The organism is Streptomyces sp. 840.1 (assembly GCF_003751445.1).
In the GTDB taxonomy this organism is placed as follows: Bacteria; Actinomycetota; Actinomycetes; order Streptomycetales; family Streptomycetaceae; genus Streptomyces.
Genome location: NZ_RJUU01000001.1, coordinates 5,129,189 through 5,150,301, shown reverse-complemented (window position 1 = coordinate 5,150,301; position 21,113 = coordinate 5,129,189). Strand labels below are relative to the sequence as shown.

General features: G+C 68.6%; 22 protein-coding genes. 19 read left to right on the top strand and 3 right to left on the bottom strand.

Features of this window, described 5'->3' with window-relative positions:
* The first annotated feature begins 348 nt into the window (after positions 1-348).
* The 19 genes from EDD93_RS23490 (at position 349) to EDD93_RS23405 (ending at position 17,362) form a co-directional block, all read left to right on the top strand.
* Positions 349-699 (top strand): hypothetical protein, encoded by a 351-nt coding sequence (locus EDD93_RS23490; protein ID WP_123527030.1) that lies wholly within the window; start codon positions 349-351, stop codon positions 697-699.
* Complete coding sequence (locus tag EDD93_RS23485; protein ID WP_123527029.1) at positions 696-1,508, top strand: DUF317 domain-containing protein; 813 nt, start codon at positions 696-698, stop codon at positions 1,506-1,508. The genes EDD93_RS23490 and EDD93_RS23485 overlap by 4 nt, the downstream gene beginning before the upstream one ends.
* 68 nt (positions 1,509-1,576) lie before the next feature.
* Positions 1,577-2,167, top strand: a complete 591-nt coding sequence (locus EDD93_RS23480) for a hypothetical protein (protein WP_260255824.1) — start codon at positions 1,577-1,579, stop codon at positions 2,165-2,167.
* Between the two features lie 5 nt (positions 2,168-2,172).
* The gene (locus EDD93_RS23475) at positions 2,173-2,964 is read left to right on the top strand and encodes a DUF317 domain-containing protein (RefSeq protein ID WP_185092419.1); all 792 of its coding nucleotides are present in this window, start codon (positions 2,173-2,175) and stop codon (positions 2,962-2,964) included.
* A 42-nt stretch (positions 2,965-3,006) separates the two neighbouring features.
* A complete protein-coding gene (locus EDD93_RS23470) occupies positions 3,007-4,800 on the top strand; it encodes a type IV secretory system conjugative DNA transfer family protein (RefSeq protein ID WP_123527027.1) in 1,794 nt (597 codons plus the stop codon).
* Between the two features lie 80 nt (positions 4,801-4,880).
* A complete protein-coding gene (locus EDD93_RS23465) occupies positions 4,881-5,645 on the top strand; it encodes a hypothetical protein (protein ID WP_123527026.1) in 765 nt (254 codons plus the stop codon).
* 102 nt (positions 5,646-5,747) lie between these two features.
* Positions 5,748-6,518, top strand: coding sequence for a hypothetical protein (locus tag EDD93_RS23460; RefSeq protein ID WP_123527938.1), 771 nt, complete (start codon positions 5,748-5,750; stop codon positions 6,516-6,518).
* Positions 6,515-7,225: a DUF317 domain-containing protein gene (locus EDD93_RS23455; RefSeq protein WP_123527025.1), complete on the top strand. Its 711-nt coding sequence runs from the start codon at positions 6,515-6,517 to the stop codon at positions 7,223-7,225. The genes EDD93_RS23460 and EDD93_RS23455 overlap by 4 nt, the downstream gene beginning before the upstream one ends.
* A 120-nt stretch (positions 7,226-7,345) precedes the next feature.
* Positions 7,346-8,077, top strand: coding sequence for a hypothetical protein (locus tag EDD93_RS23450; RefSeq protein WP_260255823.1), 732 nt, complete (start codon positions 7,346-7,348; stop codon positions 8,075-8,077).
* Between the two features lie 68 nt (positions 8,078-8,145).
* Positions 8,146-9,009: a hypothetical protein gene (locus tag EDD93_RS23445; RefSeq protein WP_123527024.1), complete on the top strand. Its 864-nt coding sequence runs from the start codon at positions 8,146-8,148 to the stop codon at positions 9,007-9,009.
* Positions 9,010-9,051: 42 nt separating this feature from the next.
* Positions 9,052-9,357, top strand: coding sequence for a hypothetical protein (locus EDD93_RS23440; RefSeq protein WP_123527023.1), 306 nt, complete (start codon positions 9,052-9,054; stop codon positions 9,355-9,357).
* A gap of 34 nt (positions 9,358-9,391) precedes the next feature.
* Positions 9,392-10,192: a tryptophan synthase subunit alpha gene (gene trpA, locus EDD93_RS23435; RefSeq protein ID WP_123527022.1), complete on the top strand. Its 801-nt coding sequence runs from the start codon at positions 9,392-9,394 to the stop codon at positions 10,190-10,192.
* Positions 10,185-10,346: a hypothetical protein gene (locus EDD93_RS39675; protein ID WP_185092417.1), complete on the top strand. Its 162-nt coding sequence runs from the start codon at positions 10,185-10,187 to the stop codon at positions 10,344-10,346. The genes trpA and EDD93_RS39675 overlap by 8 nt, the downstream gene beginning before the upstream one ends.
* A gap of 201 nt (positions 10,347-10,547) precedes the next feature.
* Positions 10,548-11,420: a hypothetical protein gene (locus EDD93_RS23430; RefSeq protein ID WP_185092515.1), complete on the top strand. Its 873-nt coding sequence runs from the start codon at positions 10,548-10,550 to the stop codon at positions 11,418-11,420.
* A complete protein-coding gene (locus tag EDD93_RS23425; protein ID WP_260255822.1) occupies positions 11,417-12,682 on the top strand; it encodes a DNA cytosine methyltransferase in 1,266 nt (421 codons plus the stop codon). Before EDD93_RS23430 ends, EDD93_RS23425 begins: the two co-directional genes overlap by 4 nt.
* Positions 12,683-13,786 (top strand): DnaB-like helicase N-terminal domain-containing protein, encoded by a 1,104-nt coding sequence (locus EDD93_RS23420; protein WP_123527021.1) that lies wholly within the window; start codon positions 12,683-12,685, stop codon positions 13,784-13,786.
* A gap of 49 nt (positions 13,787-13,835) precedes the next feature.
* Entirely contained in the window at positions 13,836-15,185 is a 1,350-nt protein-coding gene (locus EDD93_RS23415; RefSeq protein ID WP_123527020.1) for a DUF317 domain-containing protein, read from the top strand.
* 926 nt (positions 15,186-16,111) lie between these two features.
* The gene (locus tag EDD93_RS23410; protein ID WP_123527019.1) at positions 16,112-16,351 is read left to right on the top strand and encodes a DUF397 domain-containing protein; all 240 of its coding nucleotides are present in this window, start codon (positions 16,112-16,114) and stop codon (positions 16,349-16,351) included.
* Between the two features lie 84 nt (positions 16,352-16,435).
* A complete protein-coding gene (locus tag EDD93_RS23405) occupies positions 16,436-17,362 on the top strand; it encodes a helix-turn-helix transcriptional regulator (protein ID WP_123527018.1) in 927 nt (308 codons plus the stop codon).
* A 3-nt stretch (positions 17,363-17,365) separates the two neighbouring features.
* Here the strand turns inward: EDD93_RS23405 and EDD93_RS23400 are convergent, their stop codons facing one another.
* The 3 genes from EDD93_RS23400 to EDD93_RS23390 all read right to left on the bottom strand — a co-directional run bounded on the left by EDD93_RS23400 (position 17,366) and on the right by EDD93_RS23390 (position 19,746).
* On the bottom strand, positions 17,366-18,148 hold the full coding sequence (locus EDD93_RS23400; protein ID WP_123527017.1) for an SAM-dependent methyltransferase: 783 nt from the start codon (positions 18,146-18,148) through the stop codon (positions 17,366-17,368).
* A 235-nt stretch (positions 18,149-18,383) separates the two neighbouring features.
* Positions 18,384-18,794 carry a sigma factor-like helix-turn-helix DNA-binding protein gene (locus EDD93_RS23395; RefSeq protein ID WP_185092416.1) on the bottom strand — a complete coding sequence of 137 codons (411 nt, stop codon included), beginning with the start codon at positions 18,792-18,794 and terminating at the stop codon, positions 18,384-18,386.
* Positions 18,795-18,888: 94 nt separating this feature from the next.
* Positions 18,889-19,746, bottom strand: coding sequence for a helix-turn-helix transcriptional regulator (locus EDD93_RS23390; protein ID WP_260255821.1), 858 nt, complete (start codon positions 19,744-19,746; stop codon positions 18,889-18,891).
* Positions 19,747-21,113 lie beyond the last annotated feature (1,367 nt).

The following is a 21,113-nucleotide window of genomic DNA, read 5'->3' as shown; positions in this document are numbered from 1 at the left end:
AACGCTTCCACTCCCGCGTCAACGGGCCCCACCCTGCATCGCGTCAACACCGTCCGCTGGCTGGATGAGGGTTCACTGCGCTCACCGAGCCGGGCCCGCTGATGCCCGACGAGGGCCAGACCCTGACCCTCACCTTCGGATACCTCGACTCCCATCGGAGCGTCGTCACCCCAGAACAGCACCGTCGCCAGCAATTGCAGTACCTCGAATCCGTTCAGCGTCCCGGCCCTTCGGACCCGTCGCTGGCAACGCCGCCCCCATCCCCGCCACGCGGCCAGCCCCGCCACAAGAAAAACCGCTGACCAGGCGCCCGCACTCCCTCATCTTGCCCCTCCACGAAGGACGTTGATGCCCAACCCCTCTGTGCCCAGCGCCGACCAGGTCGCGCAGGCGACCGCCACCCTGGCCCAGACCAAGGACTACCTGCGTACCCGTCCACCCGTATCCGACGTACTGCCGCTTCTCGCCGGACTTCTCGACGAGGACACGGGCGTGCCCATCCTGCTCGGCGATGTCCTGCGCAGCGCCGCCCGCCTCGTCGACCAGCAAACCAGCGCCGACACCGACGAGATCCGCCTGATCATCACCGGACTCCGGGAAGCCGCCCAAGAGGCAACGGACTGGCATGTCCTGCACTGGGACGTGCAGCGCCTGCGCGGCTACGCGTTCGAGACAGCCGGACCGCCGACCACCACGTGACGCGTCCCTACATCGCCAGCAAGGCCGACGATCCCTGGTCCCGTATCTGGTGCGACACCACGCCCCGCCAACTCGCCGGTCCCGGCGACCCGCGCCATGTCACCCAGGCGCTACGGGCCGGCGGATGGCAGAACTTCGGCGACCCCGACTTCCCCCACGTCGTCCTGGCCAGCCCCGACTACCAGCACACGCTCGTCCTGGAACCCACGCCGGAGACGTACAGCTCCTGGTGGCACATCTCGTCAAAGCAATGGCACGCGTCCTTCGGCGGCAACACCCCCGCCGAGATCATCGCCGGATTCACCGATGCGCTCCTGCAGACCACACCCGAGGTCGAACCGGACGTCTGGCCGACGCTACAAGCGGCCGGCTGGACGTACCAGCGCGACGAACGAGGCAACGAGCACGCGCACCACCCGGACGGCATCACCACCATGGAGCGGCGGACGACGCTGACCAGCGACCACTTCACCTGGACTGCCGAAGTCGCCCTGCCCAGCGCGCTCGGCAACCGGCTGTGGCACGCGTACTTCGACGACGGCACTCCTCGCCACCTGCTCGCCGGTTTCGCCACCGCCCTCGCCGCCCCAGCCCCCGTCTCCCGCGGCCACTACGACGTCCCGCACTCCCACCTGGTCACGCAGGTCGAACGCGGAGCCCAGGGGGATCAGCTTTCCGCCGCCCACGACGCGCGACTGAAGGCCATACGGTCCGCCACCCGCAAGGCGCGCCGCGCTTCCGCGCTCACCACGCACCCGACCTCGGCCCCCGGCGGGCAGGCGACCAAGCCTGCGGCCCGAGGCCGCTGAACGGTGCGGAGCGGCCCGAGCCGCTCCGCACCACGTCCCGATCACAACCGCTCTCCCGAAGGCCCTTCTTGACCATCTCACTCGAACCCGGGAGCCCGGCGCACCGGCTCTACCTGAGCCGGTGCGCCATCTACCTGCGGCACAGCCGGCAGATCCTCGCCTCCTGGGACCAGTACTCCACCCGCCACTCCGACCCCGAAACGTTCCAGCCCCACGACGAGGACGCGTACGGCCTGCGCCAGCAGCAACGCGACGCCGACACCCTGGCCGCCTTCGGCCGCGTGTACTACCACGCCGACGAACTCGTGCACGTCGCCGAGCAGCAGCTCGCTCTACTGGCTCCCTCCGACCGGACCCGGCGCTACGCCTGGCAGGTAGGGGAGCTGCACGAGGCGACCCAGCACCTGTATGCCGTCCATGCCGACTGGCGTACTGAACGCGCCGCGCTGCCTGATAACGCGCGGCCCGGCACGAGGGCGTACGAGGAACCGCTCGCCGAGAGCTACGCAGAAGCCTGGTCCTACCTGGACCAGTGGGCGATCCACGGCCAGGCCCTGTTCGCCGTCAACGCGCTGGCCGAACGACAGTCGAGGGCCGGCGCACCCACTGCGGTCGCCGCGCCTCCGGCTCCCGCCGCCGCTGCTGCCGTACGGCGATGAGTGCCGTGACCGACACCGTCGAGCAGGCGTTCATCGCGCCGCGCTATCTGGCCGGTGGCGGTGATCCCGCATGGGTCACCGTGCCGCTGAACCGTGCCTGCGGCTGGAGCCGCGGCAATGACCTGCTGATGCCGCGGGTCATCCTGACCAGCCCCGACTGGCGTGCCCAGCTGCGGCTCGAACCGACCCCGACCCCGGGCGAGCCGTGGTGGAGCCTTCGCCACACCGGAGACGGCCAGCAGCGCCCATGGTCCATCGTGTTCGACGCACAGGCTCCAGTCGAGATCATCGCTGCGATCACCGACACCCTCACCGACCCCAGTGCACCGCCGTCGGTTCCGAACGACGACCTGTACACACCGCTGCGCACTGCCGGTTGGTATGCACCGCGTCACCACGACGGGTTCACCTCGACCGAAGGCATGTCCTCCCCGGATGGGCTGGCTCGCGTCGACCGCATCCGCGACAAGGACCACACGGCCAGCTGGATCGTCGAGGCGTCCGTCCATCATCTGCCCGCTTTCTGGCGCGGCTACCTGGACAGCAGCACCCCGACCCACCTGGTCTCAGCGCTCCTGCACGCCCTCGCCGACACGACACCGTTGATGCGCGCCCCGAACCGCGTGCCCCACCAGGCCACCACACACGGCGCCACCAGCATTCGGCCCGTGAGCGCCGAGGACGTCGACCTCGCGCTGGAAGACCGCACGACCATGCTCGCCCAGCGGCGCGCTGCCCCAGTCACCCAACCGGTGCCCGCACCTCCGTCGGCCAAGGCACCGCGCCGCGTCCGCTGACCTCGCCGCGTACCCCACTGCCCCTTCCCTGGAACAAGCCCCTTGCCCCAGCCCAACCCCTCATCCACCGACGGCTACGACATAGCCTTCCGCGTCCTGGGCGTCGCCCTTGCCATCGCGGTCCCCCTGTCCAACCTTGCCTGGCTGGGCGGCACCATCGCCGCCCGGGTCACCGACGCTGGCCCTGGCGCCCCTTACCAGCCCGTCCAGGCCCTGCTCCAACCCGATCAGCTGTGGCCCCACCTCGGCGAAGCGTCCCTGCTGATCGGCACGCGCATCGTTCCCGGCGCCCTTCTGCTGTGCCTCGCCGTCACCGCCGCCATGCTCTACAAGCGATACAAGGGCGGCGGAAGCGGACGTAAGAAGCGTGTCGTGGGTATGGCCAAGCACAAGGACATCGAACCGCTGATGTCCAAGGCCATCACCGCCAAGGCCCGTTCTCTGCGCCCGAGCTTGAAGGACGCCAAGCACATCAGCGCGGCCGACTCCGGCATCCTGCTCGGCAACCTCCAGGGCACCAAGTACGAGGTGCGGATGGGCTACGAGGACGTGGCCGTCGCGATCATGGCGCCCCGATCCGGGAAGACCACATCGCTGGCGATCCCGTCCATTCTGGCAGCGCCCGGTCCCGTCCTACTCACCTCCAACAAGGCCGCCGGCGATGCGTACACCGCGACCCTCGATGCTCGGGCCGCCGTCGGCCAGACCTGGTCCATGGACCCACAGCAGATCGCCCACGCCGAGCGGGCCATGTGGTGGAACCCGTTGGCCGACGCCAAGACCCTCGACGGCGCCGGGCGCCTTGCCGGCCACTTTCTCGCCGCGAGCGTCGACGCCAGCCAGCAGGGCGACTTCTGGTCCAAGGCCGGCAGCAACATCCTGTCGCAGCTGCTTCTGGCCGCCGCACTCGACGACCGGCCGATCACCGACGTGATGGCCTGGCTGGCCTTTCCCGCCGACCGGACCCCGCTGGACGTGCTGCGTGACCACGGCTTCGCCGCAGTCGCCGCGCAGCTCAAGGGAACAGTAGAGGGGCCGCCGGAAACGAGGGATGGAATTTTTGAGACGGCCAGGCAGTACGCCGCCGCCCTGCTCAACAGCCAGATCGCCGCCTGGGTGACCCCACAGAAGGGCGTGCCGGAGTTCAAACCGAGCACGTTCGTCACTTCGACGGACACGCTCTACCTGCTCTCGAAGGACGGTGGAGGCGGCGCCAGTGCGCTGATCGCCGCGTGTGCGGACAGCGTGATGCGGGCCGCGACCGCCCAGGCCGAACGTGCTGGTGGACGCCTCGACCCCCCGATGCTTGCGATCCTCGACGAGGCCGCAAACGTGTGCAAGATCAGCGATTTGCCCGACTTGTACTCCCATCTCGGCTCGCGCGGCATCATCCCGATCACGATCCTGCAGTCCTACCGCCAGGGCCAGAAAGTCTGGGGCGACGCGGGCATGGACGCCATGTGGTCCGCCTCCACGATCAAGGTCATCGGCTCCGGCATCGATGACCCGGACTTCGCGGACAAGCTCTCCCGCCTGATCGGCGACCACGATGTCGAGACGAAATCCACCTCGACCTCGGAGTCCGGGAAGTCCACCTCCGTCTCGATGAGGCAGGAACGGATCCTGGCAGCCGACGCCATCCGCGCCCTGCCCAAGGGCACCGCGCTCGCGTTCGCCACCGGCATGCGCGCGGCCATGCTCGATCTGCGCCCCTGGTATCTCGAGCCCGGCGCCGACAAACTCTCCGCCGCCTCCGCCCGCACCTCCAAGGGCATCACCGAACGCGCCGTCGCCAAGGCTGCGCCGAAGCAGGCCGACTTCGGCCAGGCCGCTTAACCGTCACCGCGCCTGCGATCCCGTCCCACTCGACTGGAGAAGAGACTCATCGCCCCCTGCCCGCCCGTACGGCGGCTCTCATGACCGAGCCGCCCGCCGAAGCCCTGTTGTTCGACGTCCCGCCGCCGCCCACACCCGTCGAGCGGCTGCTTCGCCTGGCCGACCAGTACACCCAGCACAACGACGCGCTCGATCTCCTCCTGCGCACCGCCGCCCCGTCCGGGCGGGATACCCACGCCGACTCGGCGCTGCGCCTGGCAGCCGACACCCAGTCCGCGGCCAAGGCGATCCAGGGCGAACGGCGCTACGAGAGCGTGGAGCTGACCGAGACGGTCATGCGGCTGCAGCAGCTCGCCTTCCTCGCCACCGCCTCGACGGACCTCGGCACCGGGGCGGCCCGCGAGCTGACCGCCCTGGCCCCGGAAGCCGCCGTCAACTGCGCGGTGACCCTGGCCACCGAGACGCGTCGGCGCCGCTGGGCATCAGCCCCGGACGCCGACCAACAACTGAGTTCCGTTCAGTGCGACGCCTTGAGCGAGATCGCCCGCGGTCACGTCGTGGCCAGCAGCTCTCTGGGCCGCGAGTTCACGCGTTCCCGCGAGCCGCGGGTACTGATGAGCACCCTGCGCGCCCTGGAGGCGAAGGGCCTGGTCGAGCGAACCGCGAACTCGGCGCACGCCGCCTACGTCGGCGGTCCGCCTCTGGATCGCGTTCGCCTTACGTCAGCAGGCATCACCGCCCTCGCCTCGGTCATCGGCCTGCCCCCGGCACGGCCGATGACCGCTCCCGGAACGACGCCCCGCCCCCTTCCGTCCCCCGCACCGGCCACCGCCCGAAGCCGCTGAACCAACCCAGGAGCCCCCATCCCTACACCCCCGGTCGACCTTCACAAACAAGTCCGCCAACTCCGCAAGTTGGCGCGTGACTTCGAAGACCTCAAGGCACGCGTGCGCGATGTTTCCTACGCGCCTCGCACGGAAGCAGTACGCCACATCGGCCCCCTCCTCCTCCAGGCCCAAGACCTCACCGCCACTGCCCTGGTGCGCCTGACCTCGCTCTACAACAGCGCCTACACCGACGCCGCCGGCAGCCGCGCCAGTCTGGACCTGCTGGCCTCGGTCGTGTCCTCGTCGTCGCTCGCCGGCACGGACCTGGCCCACGAGCTCCTCGCCAACCCTTACGAAGGGGCGGAGTTCGCTGGGCACCCGGCCGACAACGAAGCGGTACGCACCGCCCGGCACGCCGAGGCCCTTCCGAAGATGAGCGAGCACCTAAACGATGCCGTCCATCAGCTCGACCTGTGCGCGACAGGCTGCCGCTACCTCGCCCACGGCATCGCCGAGAACCACGTCTCCGCTCAAGATCACAGGCCGCCGGCCGTACAGCAGACGACAGGGGCCGCGCTCAGCCCCGCCCAGTACGACGCCCTCACCGCGCTGGCCGCCGGCGGACAACTGTATGAGAGTTCGACGCGGGGGCTGGGCGTCACCCGGGTCGCCACCCAGGACGGCACCCGCGTCTCCATCGCCACCTACCGCGCTCTGGCCAAGCGCGGCCTGGTCTGCTCCGACACCGGCACCTCACTGTTCCAGGGCCAGAAGATCACCGTGACCGGCGAGGGGCAACGCGCACTGGCCGAGCCTCGGCCTCGCGCCGCCCTGTCAACGGCGGCGTCCACCGCCCCGAAGGCCGCAGCGGCGCAGGGTGTTCGCCGATGAGCCCGTACCCGCCGGACGAGCGGGTCATGGTCTCCCCGCGGTACATGGCCGGCGCCGGGGACCGGATCGCCGACGTGATCGGCCCCCTTATCCACCTCTTCGGCTGGAATGTCGAACACGACGCCGGCAACGGCGACGTCGGCATCAACAGCCCCGACGGCAGCGTGTCGGTCGACTTCGTCCCGCTGCACCCACTCGGACGCTGGTGCAAGGTCGTCCACCACGAACCCTACTGGGAAGCGGTGTTCAGCCGACAGGCACCGCTGGAGGCAGTGGCCGCGTTCACCCAGGCCCTGCCCCAGCTCCTCGGCGATGACCGCCATGCCGAGCAGATCCCGCTCACACGCGAGCCCTTGGACCAGGTCGCCGCCCTCAACGGCTGGTCTGCCGAGGGCAGCTCCTTCGTCTCGCCCGACCTGTACTGCCGAATCGAGCACACGCCGGACGCGGACGATGCCTGGAAAGTCGAGCACGTCTACTTCGAGAAGGATCCGCTGGCCACCTTCATGCGGCGTACACCAGAGCACCTCGTCGGCAACTTCTTCGCCCATCTCGCCACGCCGATCGCGGTGGAGCGCGCCTTCGCCGACATCCCCCTCAGCACCCGGTACGAGAACAGCGGCCTGATCACCCCGGTCCGCGGGGCTGCGATCAACCCACAGGTCGCTCACGCCCTCGCCCAGCTCGGCCGCCCCCGCCGTCGCTAACCATCTCCTGTTACGGAGCCACCCCTCTCCGAGAAGACCCTCTCCGTTGAGCCGGCCGAGCACCTCCTAGCCCTGGCTGCCGACTTCACCCGCTTCCACGACCTCCATCTGCGACACGCGGTGAACGGGAACCGGCCCGCCGACATTCTGAACGCGCAGGCGGCGCGTGCCCAAGACCTGGCTAACTCTGCGCTCGACATCGTCACCACGCTCAACAAGGAGTCGATGTACCACAGCCCCGTCATCAGCGCCGTCTACGCCCGGATTCGCCAGCTCGCCCACCTGGCCTATGACGCGGCCGCCCATCTGATCGACGCCGAGGACGTCCTCATCCATGCACAGGCGGGACTGCCCATGGAGCTGGGCGACGGCTTCCTGGCCGTCCCGAGTGAGCAGGACGCCCGCCAGGAGATCGGACGGCGCTTCACCCTCGTTTCGCAGCTCACCGCTCTCGGCGCCTCCGACGCCGTGGTGACCGCCGAACAGTACGTCGCCGAACGCCGCCACTACGGCTACCTGCCCGCGCATCAGCCGCCCGCCCTGTCGCGGACCCAGAGCAGCACACTGCTTGCGGTCGCCCGTGGGGAAGTCGCCATCAGCAACGGCCGGCCGTGGAACCGCCGCGAGCTCGACAACTTCAGCATCAGCACCATCCGCGCGCTGGAAAGCCGCGACCTGATCATGCGCGAGGACTGCCAGCTGTGGCTCGTGGACGAGCGCGTGCACCTGAGCCCGGCCGGGCGCCGCGACCTCTCCGCCTCTTTCGCCTATCCCCACCCGGCCGCCCTGACCACCACGCGCCCCGCGGCCCTGCGGCCGAGCGGCGCTCCGAAACCGGCCCGTATCCGATGACCCGGCCACCGAATCCCGAGAAGGCAGCGGGCGGCGCAGCCGCTGCCGCGCGGACCCCGGACACACGGATGGGCCGCTACGACTGGGAGAAGGCCCGCGGTCCCATCACCGCATTCGGCGAATCCAAGGCGCTCAGCTCGTGGGCCGAGGATCCGCGCTGCCAGGTGAAGAAGGAAGCACTTCGGACACGGCTCGCCCTGGGCTGGGTCCCCGAGGAGGCCCTCACCCGGTCCAAACACGAGCAGCCCACCCTCCAGTTCAGGCACGGCGAGCGGACGTTGACCCTTCGCGGCTGGGCCGAGCAGTCTGGAATCAAGTACCACACGCTCTACGGTCGCATCCGCGCCCAGGGCCTATCCCTCGAAGAAGCCCTCAACAAGGGGCCCGACGGTGACCACTTCCGTCAGCCCGTGACCGCCTTCGGCGAGACCAAGCCCGTCTACCAGTGGGGAGTGGACCCGCGGGCCAACGCCTCGACCAGCACCATCCGGAAGCGCATCAAGGCGGGCTGGAATCCGCAGATTGCCATCACCGAGGAACCCGAGAACCGGTCCACCCTCGGTACCGGACAGCCCTACAGTGCGTGGGGCAAGCGGATGAGTCTGCCCGACTGGGGTCGCCTGTCCGGCATCCCCGAAGAGGTCATCCGTGGCCGGATGCACGGCCACGAACTCACCCTCGAATCCGCCCTGCACTCCCTTGGCTGGACCCCCGAAGCCTCTGCCACCGCCACATCGCTGCTGACCGTACAGGTCCACCAGCTACAGCCGGGCGACCTGATCGTTTCAGCCGAGGCACCTTCCGGCGAGATCACCGTGCGCCGTCACCACGTGGACACCCCGCCCCCTCGGCACGCTTCACGCCCGATGGCACAAAGGCCGGCCACCCCACCGCTCGGTCCGCAACCTGCTCGACGCTCAGCCGGGCGCTGAACATTCACCTCTGGACTTCCTACGCCTTCCGACACTCCCTCCGTGCACGACTTCGCCCGTGTGCTCGCCGACCAGATCCCCGGCGCCGAACAGCAGGGCGCGGTCCTACAGCAGCTCGCCGAGCAGCTCCGCAACGCCGCCGAGATCCTCGAATGGGCACGCAACCACGCCTACTGGCGTCAACTCCCCGGCCCCACATGGGAATGGCTGCGCGACGCCACGGACCGTACGCGCGACCTCGCCGACGGCCTCGACACCGCCGAACCGCCTGCACGCGCGGCGCCGCCCCAGCCAGTCCCGCATCCCGCCGCAACTACGCCCGTCCCGTCGGCCGGCCATCGCCGCTGACCTGCGACGCCCCCTCCACTGAGAAGGACACGCCCTGGCAACCGCCGCCACCCACCTCCACACGCTCCTCATCCAACCCCGTTGCGCCCTTGGGGTGTTCGTACCCGCCGGCGTACATCAGCCGGACATCCAACGCCGTCAGCTCGATCACCTCGCCCAGGCCGGGACTGACCTGTTCGAGATCGGTCTGCCCTGCGCCAACCCGGCCCTCGACGGTAGCCTCATCCGGTCCGCCTATCACCGTGCCCTGGTCAAGGGGGACGTCATCGACCGCGCCGTCGGTGCCGTCGCGCACGCCGCGTCGCTGCGTCCGACGGTGGTGATGACCTACTGGGAACCCGTCCGCCGCCACGGCCCCGAACACCTGGCTCGCCTGTTCGCCGACGCGGGCGCTGCGGGAATGATGGTTGTCGACCTTCCTCACGACGAGACGCTCCGCTGGCACCACGCCGCCCACGCCGCAGGACTGTCCGCGCCGCACCTCGTCCCGCGCGCCACCGCAGACGCCGGCCTCCGCGCCGCGATCGAGGGTGCGTCCGGCTGGCTGTACGCACCCGCCAGCACCGGCCACACCGGCTACCGCGGCCCCCTCGACCTGTCGGCCCTCAACGCATTCGCCCAGCGGCTGCGCGCCGCAAGCCCGCTGCCCGTGGTCTCCGGGGTAGGCATCTCCAGCCCCGGCCTCGCGGCCCACGTGGCACCCATGGTCGACGCCGTCGTCATCGGCACGCCCATCGTCCGGGCTCTGCTGTCAGACCCAGCCCCGGCCGCCGCCGTGACGGCCTCCTTCGCCCAGGCGCTACGCACCCGGATCGGCACGGCACCCGATGTCTGAGTCCTCCAGCCCGCACGAGGGTCTGGCCCACATCGCGGCCGACGCACGCGCCCTGCGGCAGTCTCTGCGCCACACCCCCATCGACTGCGCCCGGGTCCTGACCGACCGGGCCACCGAGGCACAGGCACTCGCAGCCACGCCGCGCACCCGCTGACCCGAATCCGGCATCGGTCCACCCCGGAGGGACGCAGGTCCTCCGCAATCGACAGCCCGTCTGATCGGCGAACTCACGCCCCGCCTTGACCGGCCCCGGCTGCGCCTTCACCGCACGGGTCACCACCCTCACCCCTGGAATTCCATGAACACACCCACCCTGAGAGTCCTTTCGCTAGGCGCCGGCGTCCAGTCCAGCGCCCTGCTCGCCCTGTCCGCCGAAGGTGTCCTTCCCAAGGTCGATTACGCGATCTTCGCCGACACCGGATGGGAACCCCGCGCCGTCTATGAGCACCTCGCCCGCTTGGAGCGTGAGATAGCCGCCCCGGCCGGCATCCCGGTCCTGCGCGTGTCCACCGGCAACATCCGCGATGACGCCCTCGACCCGCACCACCGGTTCGCCTCCATGCCGCTCCACATCCTCAACCAGGACGGCAAGGCCGGGATGACCCGACGGCAGTGCACCGGCGAATATAAGATCAAACCAATAAAGAAGCAGGCCAGGACCCTCCTCGGCTACCCCTACCCCGCACGGATCCCGCCGGAGGTGTTCGTCGAGCAGTGGGTCGGCATCTCGACCGACGAGTTCCACCGCGCCAAGGACGCGGACGTGAAGTACATGCGCAACCGGCACCCGCTCATCGACCTGGGCTGGTCGCGCACCGACTGCATCCGGTACCTGACTTCGCTCAACCTGGCGAACACCCCCAAGAGCAGCTGTCTGGGATGCCCGTTCCACGGCAACGCGCAATGGCGTCACATCCGCGACACGTCGCCTGCCGAGTGGGCGGACGTGGTGGCCTTCGACGCCGCCATCCGCCAGGGAAACGCCCGCGCGAACGCCAGCGGCAACCGGCTGCTGGGCGAGGCATTCCTGCACCGCTCCCGCGTGCCCCTGGCCGACGCTCCTATCGATCACGTCACCGCCGCCGAGTGGGCCGCTCTCCAGCAGGAGCTGGGCAGCGCCGAAGACGTCGCCGTGCTGGAGGAGGGCGTCCCGGACGGCTGCTCGCCCTGGGCCTGCCGCGGCGACGCGGACGCGTTGGCCTGCGACGACTTCGGGCTGGCCACGTGATCGTGCTCGACCTGTTCGCCGGGCCCGGCGGCTGGAGCCACGCCCTGACGATCCTCGGGGTGCGCGACGTCGGCATGGAATGGGACGAGTGGGCCTGTAAGACCCGCTCGGCGGCCCAGCAGTTGACCATCCGCACCGACGTCGCGATGTACCCGGTGGGGCCCTTCCTCGGAAGGACCACCGGGCTCATCGCCAGCCCGCCCTGCCAGGCATGGTCGATGGCCGGCAAACGTCTCGGGCTCCTCGACCAGCCGCTGGTCCACCAGGCCGTCGCCGACCTCGCCGTCGGCCGCGACACCCGTGAACAGCTCCTCACGGCCTGCCAGGACAAGCGCTCTCTGCTCGCCGCCGAGCCCATGCGCTACCTGCACGCCCTGCACCAGCACGGCCAGCCCGAGTGGATCGCGATGGAGGAAGTCCCCGACGTCCTGCCCTTGTGGCGTCAGTACGCCGCGATCCTGCGCAGCTGGGGCTTCTCGGTGTGGACGGGGATCCTGAACGCGGCGGACTACGGGGTGCCGCAGACGAGGCGACGCGCGATCCTGCTCGCCTCCCGCACCCGCACCGCCGAGCCCCCGCCGCCCACACACGCCAAGGCCGCCGAGCCGGAGTCGCTGTTCGGGCCGGGCCGCGCCCGGTGGGTGTCCATGGCCGAAGCCCTCGGCTGGGGCGCCACCGACCGCCCGGTGCCGACCGTGTGCGCCGGCGGAGGCCCGGGAGGCGGCCCGGAGCCCTTCCCGTCCGGATCCCGCAAGACCCTCAGCGACGCCCGCGACCGCGGAACCTGGAAGCCCCAGAGCACCCGCATCCTGCAGTCCCGCCAGGAAGGCGCGGAGCGGACGGCTCGGCACGGAGCCCGCGGGAACCGGCCTGCCGACGAGCCGGCCCCCACGTTCACCGGCGAAGCACACCGCTGGTCATGGTCGCTGCGCAGCAACAACCAGTCCAACGCGACCGTACGCCGGTCCGACGAGCCGGCCGGCACCCTGTTCTTCGGCCATCGCGCCAATGAATGCGTCTGGATCGCCGAACCCGCTCCCAGCACCACGGGCGAGAAGCAGCCGGCGCCGGAGTCCATCCGGATCACCGCCCAGGAAGCCGGCCGCCTGCAGACCTTCCCCGCCACCTACCCCTGGGCCGGGAACAAGGGGCAGCAGTTCTCTCAGATCGGCAACGCGGTGCCGCCCCGGCTCGCCGCCCATCTGCTGGCCCCGCACCTCGGCAAGACCCTCCGCCCCGACGACTTCACCCTGGCCGCCTAGATGCCCCATTCCACCGACCCGTACGAGGACGACCTGCCCTCTCCGCAGCCCGTCCACTACGCCGAGCAGTCCCTGCTCGGTGCGCTCCTCCTGGAGCCCCACCGGCTTCCCGACATCCGTGTCCTGGAAGCGGACCAGTTCAGCAACCACACCCACGGCGCTCTCTTTCAGGCCATGCGCACGGTGCCGCTGCCCGACCCGGAGGCCCACCGCTCCGATCCCGCCTGGCTCAACGCCGTCCTCGACGCGGCCCGACCCCAGGCCCCCGGGCTGACCATCTCCTACCTCCACACCCTCGTCCAGGTCTGCCAGTGGCCCCAGCACGCACCGACGTACGCCCGGATGATCCAATCCGATCACGCCCGGCGCACGCTGCTCATACGCGCCCAGCGCCTCGCCCAGACCGCGGCCGACGCCGCCCTGCCCAACCGGGCCGTCGCCACTCTGGGCCAGGCCGACGCCCTCGCACAGTTCCTGGACACGCTCGCCGGACAGTTCACCCCGCACCCCGGCTCCCTACCACGCACCGTCCTGCCGAAACAGCCCACGGCGCGCAGCAGCGAGGAAGCCCTCGACGAGGAACGAATCCTCCTCTCCACCGCCACGGCGCATCCGGCAGCTCTGAAGGGCATGCGCTGGCTCCAGCCCGACGATTTCACGCGCTCCCTGCACGCAGCCCTGTGGCAGTGCCTGACCTCGCTGGTCCACCGCGCGGAGCCCGTGGATCCGGTCACCGTGCTCTGGGAAGCCCAGCACCGCGGACTCCTCGCCGGCGACCTCGCCGCCGGTGACCTGATGGCTCTGGTCACCGCCCCCGTCGGGTCAGCCGAGTACTGGGGTGAACGCATCCTTCAACGCGCCCTGCTGACACGCGCGTGCGACGTCGCCACACGGGTCGCCGCCTACGCCGAGGATCCGGCCAACACCCCGCACCAGCTGATCAACGGTAGCCGCCGTGCGCTGGCCGACCTCACCGCCCTGCGCACCCGCTGGCAGCGCAGCACCGCCCCCACACCACCGACAGCGCCTCGTGCACCGCGCAGCCCGGCCGTCGCCCGCGCTGGTCCGCCGCCCCGAGCCACCACAACACGAGCACTCCGATAACCCCGCTCCGACCGACCCGCGCAGGGCGGAGCCGCGAAACGAGACCAGATTGCCGCACCCCGAAGCCACCCCTCACATCCGCCTCGACCTGTACCAGGTCCGCTCAAGCGCCGTCGCCGCCACGATCACGGGCACCCCCACCCGCACGATCCACGCCCTTCTCGCCGTCCACGGCTTCGAGCCGCTGGACGATCAGACGATGGTCATGGCACGCATCGACCGCGAGGAACCGCACTACGCCGAGCGAGCCGCGCGCGCCCTGCGCGCCGAGAACATCCCCGTGGACATCACCGCCGAGCTGCGCGAGGAGATCGACACCGAATGGACCTGGGCCAACTACCCCATGCCCTGGTGCTCGCGCGAGGAGATCCGCGAGGTTTCCGGCGACGCCCAGAAGATCTACGACGACATCCGGCACGGGCGCCTGATCGTCCACGCCCACGCCCACGACGGCTGGACCACCGTCGCCGTCGGCACCTACCTCGACGGCCCGAGCATCCACCTCCACGGGGAAAACCACCTGCGCACCGAATCGTCCCGGTACGACAACCCCGTTGAAGCCATCGCCGAGTTCGAACGGCTCTACGGCGACGCCGTACGCCCCGGCCCCGCCCCAGCCACGGACACCGAACGCGAGGCCGAACAAGCACGCACCCCACCGTCCCCGGACGCCCAGGCTGGCGCCGAGCCGTCTCTCGCCACCACCGAATCCCCCACAACCGAGGCTGACGACCACGAAGCACTCCTGAACGACTTCCTCGCGTCGCACGGAGAGTGGGAGAAGTGGCGCACCTGGCCGGACGACACCACGCATGCCGTCCACGAATCCCTCGTCCTGCGTGCCGAGTTCGTTCACGAGGCCGAAGCCGGCGACGTCCAGTGGAAGATCGCGGCGTACGAGAGCCCGGTCGGCGAGCGCCTGTGGCACGCCACCGCGACTACCAATGTCCCCGTCGAGATGATGCGAGTCCTCCTCGACAGCCTCGCCTCCGGGGACGCTGCAGAAATCGCGGCAGGCAACCAGATCTCCCAGGTAACCATCGAAGCAGCCACCCGCCCGATCGCCGACGCCGGCTGGGAGCAGACCCTCGACGGCCGATGGATTCGCTGGCAGGCCCCCGGAAATCACCCCGTCGGTGTGGCATTCGACGCCTTCGCTGCCCACGCGCACCACAGCGCTCTGCCCGCGTGGACGATCTGGGCGGGCAGCGACCCTGCCAACCCCCGATGGGCCCTGCGCCTCTCACCCCACGCCGCCGCCTCCGTACTGCGGGACGTCGCCTTCGAGTTGGGCGACCAATACGCCGTTGCGCCGGCAGGCGCCCAGCGGCAGAGCGGTCTGCACAGCGCATCGCCCATCCCGTACCCGACCGCTGGCATCCCGGCCAAGACGCGCTGACAGCACCAGCACCCCGTCGCGACACCCGTCCGCATTCCCGGATCCACCGAGTCGCACCCGCATTCCCTAGGAAGCGAGCATCCTAGGGAGGCGAAGCCGCCGAGCCGGGACTCCGCTCGGGGGCCTCGCCCCGCTTCCGCTCACTTGATCCGCCGTAAGGGGCCGCTCGTCGGCAGTCCGAGGCCCCCGAGCAGCCAGGTGATCATGTGCGTGCCACAGCATCGATCTTGAGGATGGCGCCGCCGGGGGACGGAGGTTGCGTTCGCCCGTCTTCTGGCGCCGCATATTGGCGCATTGCTGCTGCTCCTTCGGCCATTGTCGGTCCGGGTGCAGGCGACCGGGTGGGCAATGCGCTGCCGTGCACCCGCGATACAGCACAACAATCGCCCGCTACAGGTGAGTTGCTGCCCCCACCCAGCGGTGGCGTCCCCTGGACCGGCCGCGACGCTGATCAGTCAGAGGGCTACCGAGTCCAGGGCGTAGCGAGTCACCGGGATCTGATGGTGAACGGCCTCCGACAGGCGCCGTCGGCGAGTTCGACGATAGTCATCGAGCCGGTTCGTCCGACGAGCCCGCGTGCGATGGCGGCCAGGGCGGCCCGCGTAAGGGCAGTAGTGGCGGATAGCCACTCTTTCGCCAACCTGAGCCACCCCGTCGCTATGGGTGGAGTTCAGGCCATTAATTCCCTGCGGAAGGACCAAATCCGCTTTTACGTTAATTCGAACGCTTCCTCGTATTAGCACACCGAAAGAGAGCCCTTTCGGGGGACGGTGTCGCCCCTCCTTATGGGCCTACGATCATCACTCGTTCCATCGTGCCGTGAAATTTCATCAGCCTTGATATTTCCACGGGCAAGCCGATGGGGCTCGGGCAGGTTCGGGACAGGGTGGCCTGATACGTGCAGGTCACTGAAGGAGAGGGCTGAGATGATCCATTTTCAGAACGGTGCTACGGCGTCTTCAATCAGCGGCGTCCAGTGGGTGAAAAGCTCCGCCAGCAACCCCGCCGGAGGGGACTGCGTGCGGTTTGCGGAGCTGCCGAACGGCGAGGTCGCGATGAGCAATTCACGCTTCCCGGAGGGGCCGGCGCTGGTGTTCACGCGTTCGGAAATCGCGGCCATGTTGGCCGGGGTGCGTCAGGGAGAGTTCGATGGCATGGCTGTCTGATTCCCTCTGCGGGGCAAGCGGTGCCTAGTTGTGTGGCATCCTCACTCTGAGACGCTATGAGCGATACAGCGATCAAGGGGTGGGATGTTGAGCGGGCAGCCTCTTTTTGTGGTGCCGGACGACGGTAAGCCGTCCAGCATTCAAGCGGGCGCAGGTCGGGTACTCGGTGCCCGCCTGCGCCGGCTTCGCGAAGGCCAGGGGCTTCGCCTTGCGGATGTGGTTGCGGCCGGCGCCATCGGCTCCGTCGCGACACTGAGCCGCATCGAGAACGCAGCTACTCCCCTGCGTGAAGAGACCGTGCTTGTCCTGGCCCGGCATTACGGCATCAGCGATACCGAAGAGCTTGACATCATGGTGGGCCTCGTCGAGAAGTCACGCACCGACGCCTGGTGGGGTGCGTTCCACGATGTGGTGCCCGGCTGGATGGAACGGCTGATCAGTGTCGAGGCGTCCGCCAGGTCAATCCGCACATACCAACTGCAGTACATCCCCGGACTTCTGCAGACAGGCCCGTATGCGAGGGCTCTCATGCAGGCTCACTGCGAACCGGGGATGGACGCAGCCCAGATCCAGCGGAATGTCGAGCGGCGGTCCGACGTACGCCTCATTCGGCAGAGGCTTCTCCAGGGCTCCTCGCCACCACAGTATTACGCGGTGATGGATGAGAACGTCTTGGTCAGAAACGTGGGCGGAACTGCGGTCATGCGTGAACAGCTCCGCCAGCTGTACAGCTGGGAAGAGAACAGGGAGCACGTACACCTCCGCATAATTCCCTTCGACCGGGGCGCCGAGGCTCTCGCCCCAGCTGCGTCCATGACGCATCTAGCATTTCCCCCAGGGCGAGAGATGGACATGATGTATCTCGAAGTGCCTGATGGCGGAACCTATGTGACGAACCCGCAGGACCTGCACCGCTACAAGCTCGCCCTGACGTCACTTTGGAAGCTGGCGGCGAGCCGGACTGAGACCTTGGCGATTTTGGACCGCCGAATCAGGAGCATGGAGGGCTGACCCCTACGGGATCCGGGCCACTCCTCCGTACTCGACCCACTCTGTCTGCTCTTGCCGTGGTGCCAGGTCGCTGTCCGGCCGCCATCGCGACACGTCGCAGAGCTCACCAACGACGTCAAGGCCCTCGAAGAAGCGGTCCACTTCCTCGAAGGACCTGACTCGCCCCCACTTATCCCCAGTGACACGCCGCATAAGCGCGGTCACATCGTCACGGAGTTGAGCATCATCACTGGCCAGGTGGCAGAGCACGATATAGCTGCCGGAGGGGAGTTCACGGACCACTCTGCGGACCATCTGCCGCGCATCGTCGTCGTCGCGAATGCAGTGAAGGACTGAGACGAACAAAGCTGCTGTGGGGCGACCTGGTTTGTAGAGTTTCAGTTTTTCCGCACGATCGAAGATCTGCTTCGTCTGGAGCATGTCGGCTTCGATGACTGTGGTGTTTGGATTCTCCTCCAACATCATGCGCCCGTGCGCTAAAACTATTGGATCGTTGTCCACGTACACGACACGCGCGCCACTGTCAGCGCGCTGGGCGACCTGATGGACATTGTTCTGGGTCGGCAGACCGGATCCGTGGTCGATGTACTGGTCCACTTCTCCGGTGCCCGCAATATATTTGACGGCCCGTACGAGGAATTGACGGTTGATTAATGCGATCTGCTGCGTGCTGGGAGCGACACGCAGCAGTTCCTCGCAGGCGGCCCAGTCCGATTCGTAATTGTCTGTGCCGCCCAGCAAGTAGTCGTACATGCGCGCGACACTAGCCTTGGTGACGTCCTCCATGGTGAGCCCCCGCTGTCATATGCCCGCGCGATATCCCCGTCCGTGTGGTCGGAAAGCGCAGGCTGTCGCCCTGGTGGCGCCCATCGTAGGAGTTATCACCCAGCTCAGCCACACGAATGCCGGTCGGTTCCCCGAAAGGTGGAGCAAAACTCGCCAACCCCGCACCGGCGGCTACGGCGAGGCCGCTGTACGTGTGTCCCACGGGCACTGCGAGGGGGCAGAGAGCGGTGCGGCGCTAGGGAAGAGATCTCAGCGCCGCACGGGAGGCCACCAGGACGTCGGCAGTTGCGATCCCCATGATGTCGGCTGCGTCTCGTGCCGTCAGCCCGAGGCGGTAGCGCAGAAGCACTACGTCGGCCTGCCGTGCGGACAACGACTTGTGGAGCCGGTCTGCAGCCTGACCTCGGACGGAGCGAGCGACCCTCCGCGACAGCAGGTGCCAGGACAACGCTGCAGGCGACGGGCTTTCCAGAGCTTCCTGCCACAGCAGGGCCAGGTCGCCGAGCGCGGCTGCGGCAATCTCAGTGCCTGCCGCCCAGTTGCTCGTACGAAGGGAGCTGTACCGGGCGTAGAGCGGGCACCGGCGGGAGCAGAACGCCGCGAGATCGGCGGGGATCAGCACTTCCAGCACTTCGATGCCACCCATCGGTATGGCACTCTGAACCAACCTCGCGGGAATGAGTGGGCGGCGGTGGGGTGTTCGCGTGCCGCAGAGGATTCTCGGAGGCGCCAAGCGCGGCTCACCGCCCATCTGATGCCGCCTTCACGGACAGAGTGAAGATGCTGTACTGCACGTCTTCCCACAGGTGGCGGAACTGCTCCGGCTGACCTCCGAGGTGACGGACAAGCAGCTCGGTGTCCTCCCAGCCGGCCATCGAGTCGCCTGTGAGAGCAGACTCCAGGATCCGCTGCCTGTCGAGACCGAGACCGCTGGGCAGACGGAGCTCCCCCAAAGTGGGTCGACCCGCAGCGAGATGCTGTCCGCGCATCGCACTGCGGAAGCGGGCCAGCGCGGTGGCTCCTGCGGGCGCTGTCGTCGAAGCCCGGCCTTTGGCCCATTCCCACAGTGCCCTTAGATCCTCGGGGCAGCCGTCGAGGATGGTCGTGAGGGTGAAGACGGTCGGCCACTCCGGAACCTGCTTCCCGGTCAGAAGCTGGGAAAGGCTTCCGACCGGCACTCCGGCTTGCTCTGCTACGGCACCGGCGGTGCGTCCGCTGGCTCCGAGAAGGACCCGTAGAGCGGATCCCAGCTGCTCCTTTGCCGTGCGGGACGCGGCCGTCTTCTTCTCGGCACGGTTGAGCCCGGCGCTCTCGATCGTCTGATCGCCGAGTGCGGGAGGGGCGTCCTGGCTCACGCGGTCCGGCCACTTCCGGCGAGCCATGTCCGGGCGCAATCGAACTCCCCGCCCGACGAAGTCCCAGCTGTGATTCTGCTCCCGGGCATCCTGGACAGCGGCTCCGACGTAACGCTCGACACCCTCGGCCACAGCGGCAGCAGCCTTCACGAGGTCCTCCAACTGCGCATCACGGTGTTCGCCGTCGAGCAGTTGACTGGTCAGCAGCTGCAGATGCTCAGCAGCGGCCTTGCCGTTCCCCACCGGGTTGTGCCGCGAAGCGGCAGATGCACCGCGGCCGTCCCGCAAGTGCTGTGCCAGTCGCCGGCAGGCCGGGCAGCAATAGGACCGGGGGCGGCCGGGGCCGCGCGGGCGGCGAAAGCGCCGGCGGCAAAGCGCGTAACGGCACAGGGCATAGTCGTACTGACTACCCCGGGAATGGGTCTTTGGCTGAACCACACTCTTCTCCACTTCGTCAGGGAGCAACGGGGCGCGGAGCGCCCCCGTCACGACAAGGCGCGAGCCGGGACCCTGCCCGCAGGCAGGGTCCCGGCTCGTGGGCTAACGGCGGCGGTACCGCCGGTACACCAGTACGGACTGGTCAGCGGCGCATGCCGCGGCCAGCACCCACAAAACGCCCGACGGAACGGGGTTCGCCTTCACCGGCGCCATGGCGACCAGCACGCTCAGAAGCACTGAGCCCCACGTGAATCGGATGGCGAAAATGCTGAACAGTGTGGTTTGCGGTAGCAGAAATGACGGAAGGGTAGTCTCGGTCGAAGTCGTCTGCACAGCACCGTGCAGTCGGCGGAGAAGGTGGCGCATGTTCTCTCTCCTATGGAGATCTGGATGGGCACACCAGGCGGGAGTCCTGAGGGCAATCGGGGCTCCCTCCGTCGTGGTGGCCTCGGAAGGGCGACACCACGGAAAGCTACCCCTCCTGCCGTCAGCACGCGGGGCGGGAATCCCGTGAAAACGGGTCGCGAGGAGAGAAGTTGACCCCGCCAAGGCCATTTTCGATCGAAGCTGAATTTCAGTGATCGATATCGGGCTGGACCGACCCAATCCGGAGCATCACACAGCAATTAAGTGTGATACACGCCACTTTGCGTTTATCTCGCACTAGATCCTTATGCCCCGATATGCCCGTCGTAGTGCGTCGCTCTTGAAAACGGAATCTATGGGACCGACCCGGCCTGAGGTCTCCCGAACGTCCTTGGGCGCCCAGATCCAAGCCGTACTCACTGCTGCGGCGGGCGATCAGCGGCTTCACGCCGAGATCACCGAAGGCCCGGTGGTTCCGCTCCCGCAGGGAGAGTGGAAACACCGGGCCTGGAGAGGGCGCGCCTCACCCCATGTGGACGACGGTGAGGCGACCCTTCGCGCCTTCGGGCAGCGTGCAGCGCGGTACCGGGCCGGGCGCGTCGAGCGAGGAGGCAAAGGCGGCGACTGGACCGGTTCGGGCTGGTGCAGCAAATGCGCCGGCTACGCGATCCGAAGGCTGAATGACGAACAGTTCACCCACTATTGGACGAGCGTTCGAGCCGCTCACGCCGCCTGGGCGAATACGCCTCGGTAGGTCGAGGCGCAATATAGCGGTGGATCCCCGGTTACCGAAACCGGGGATCCAC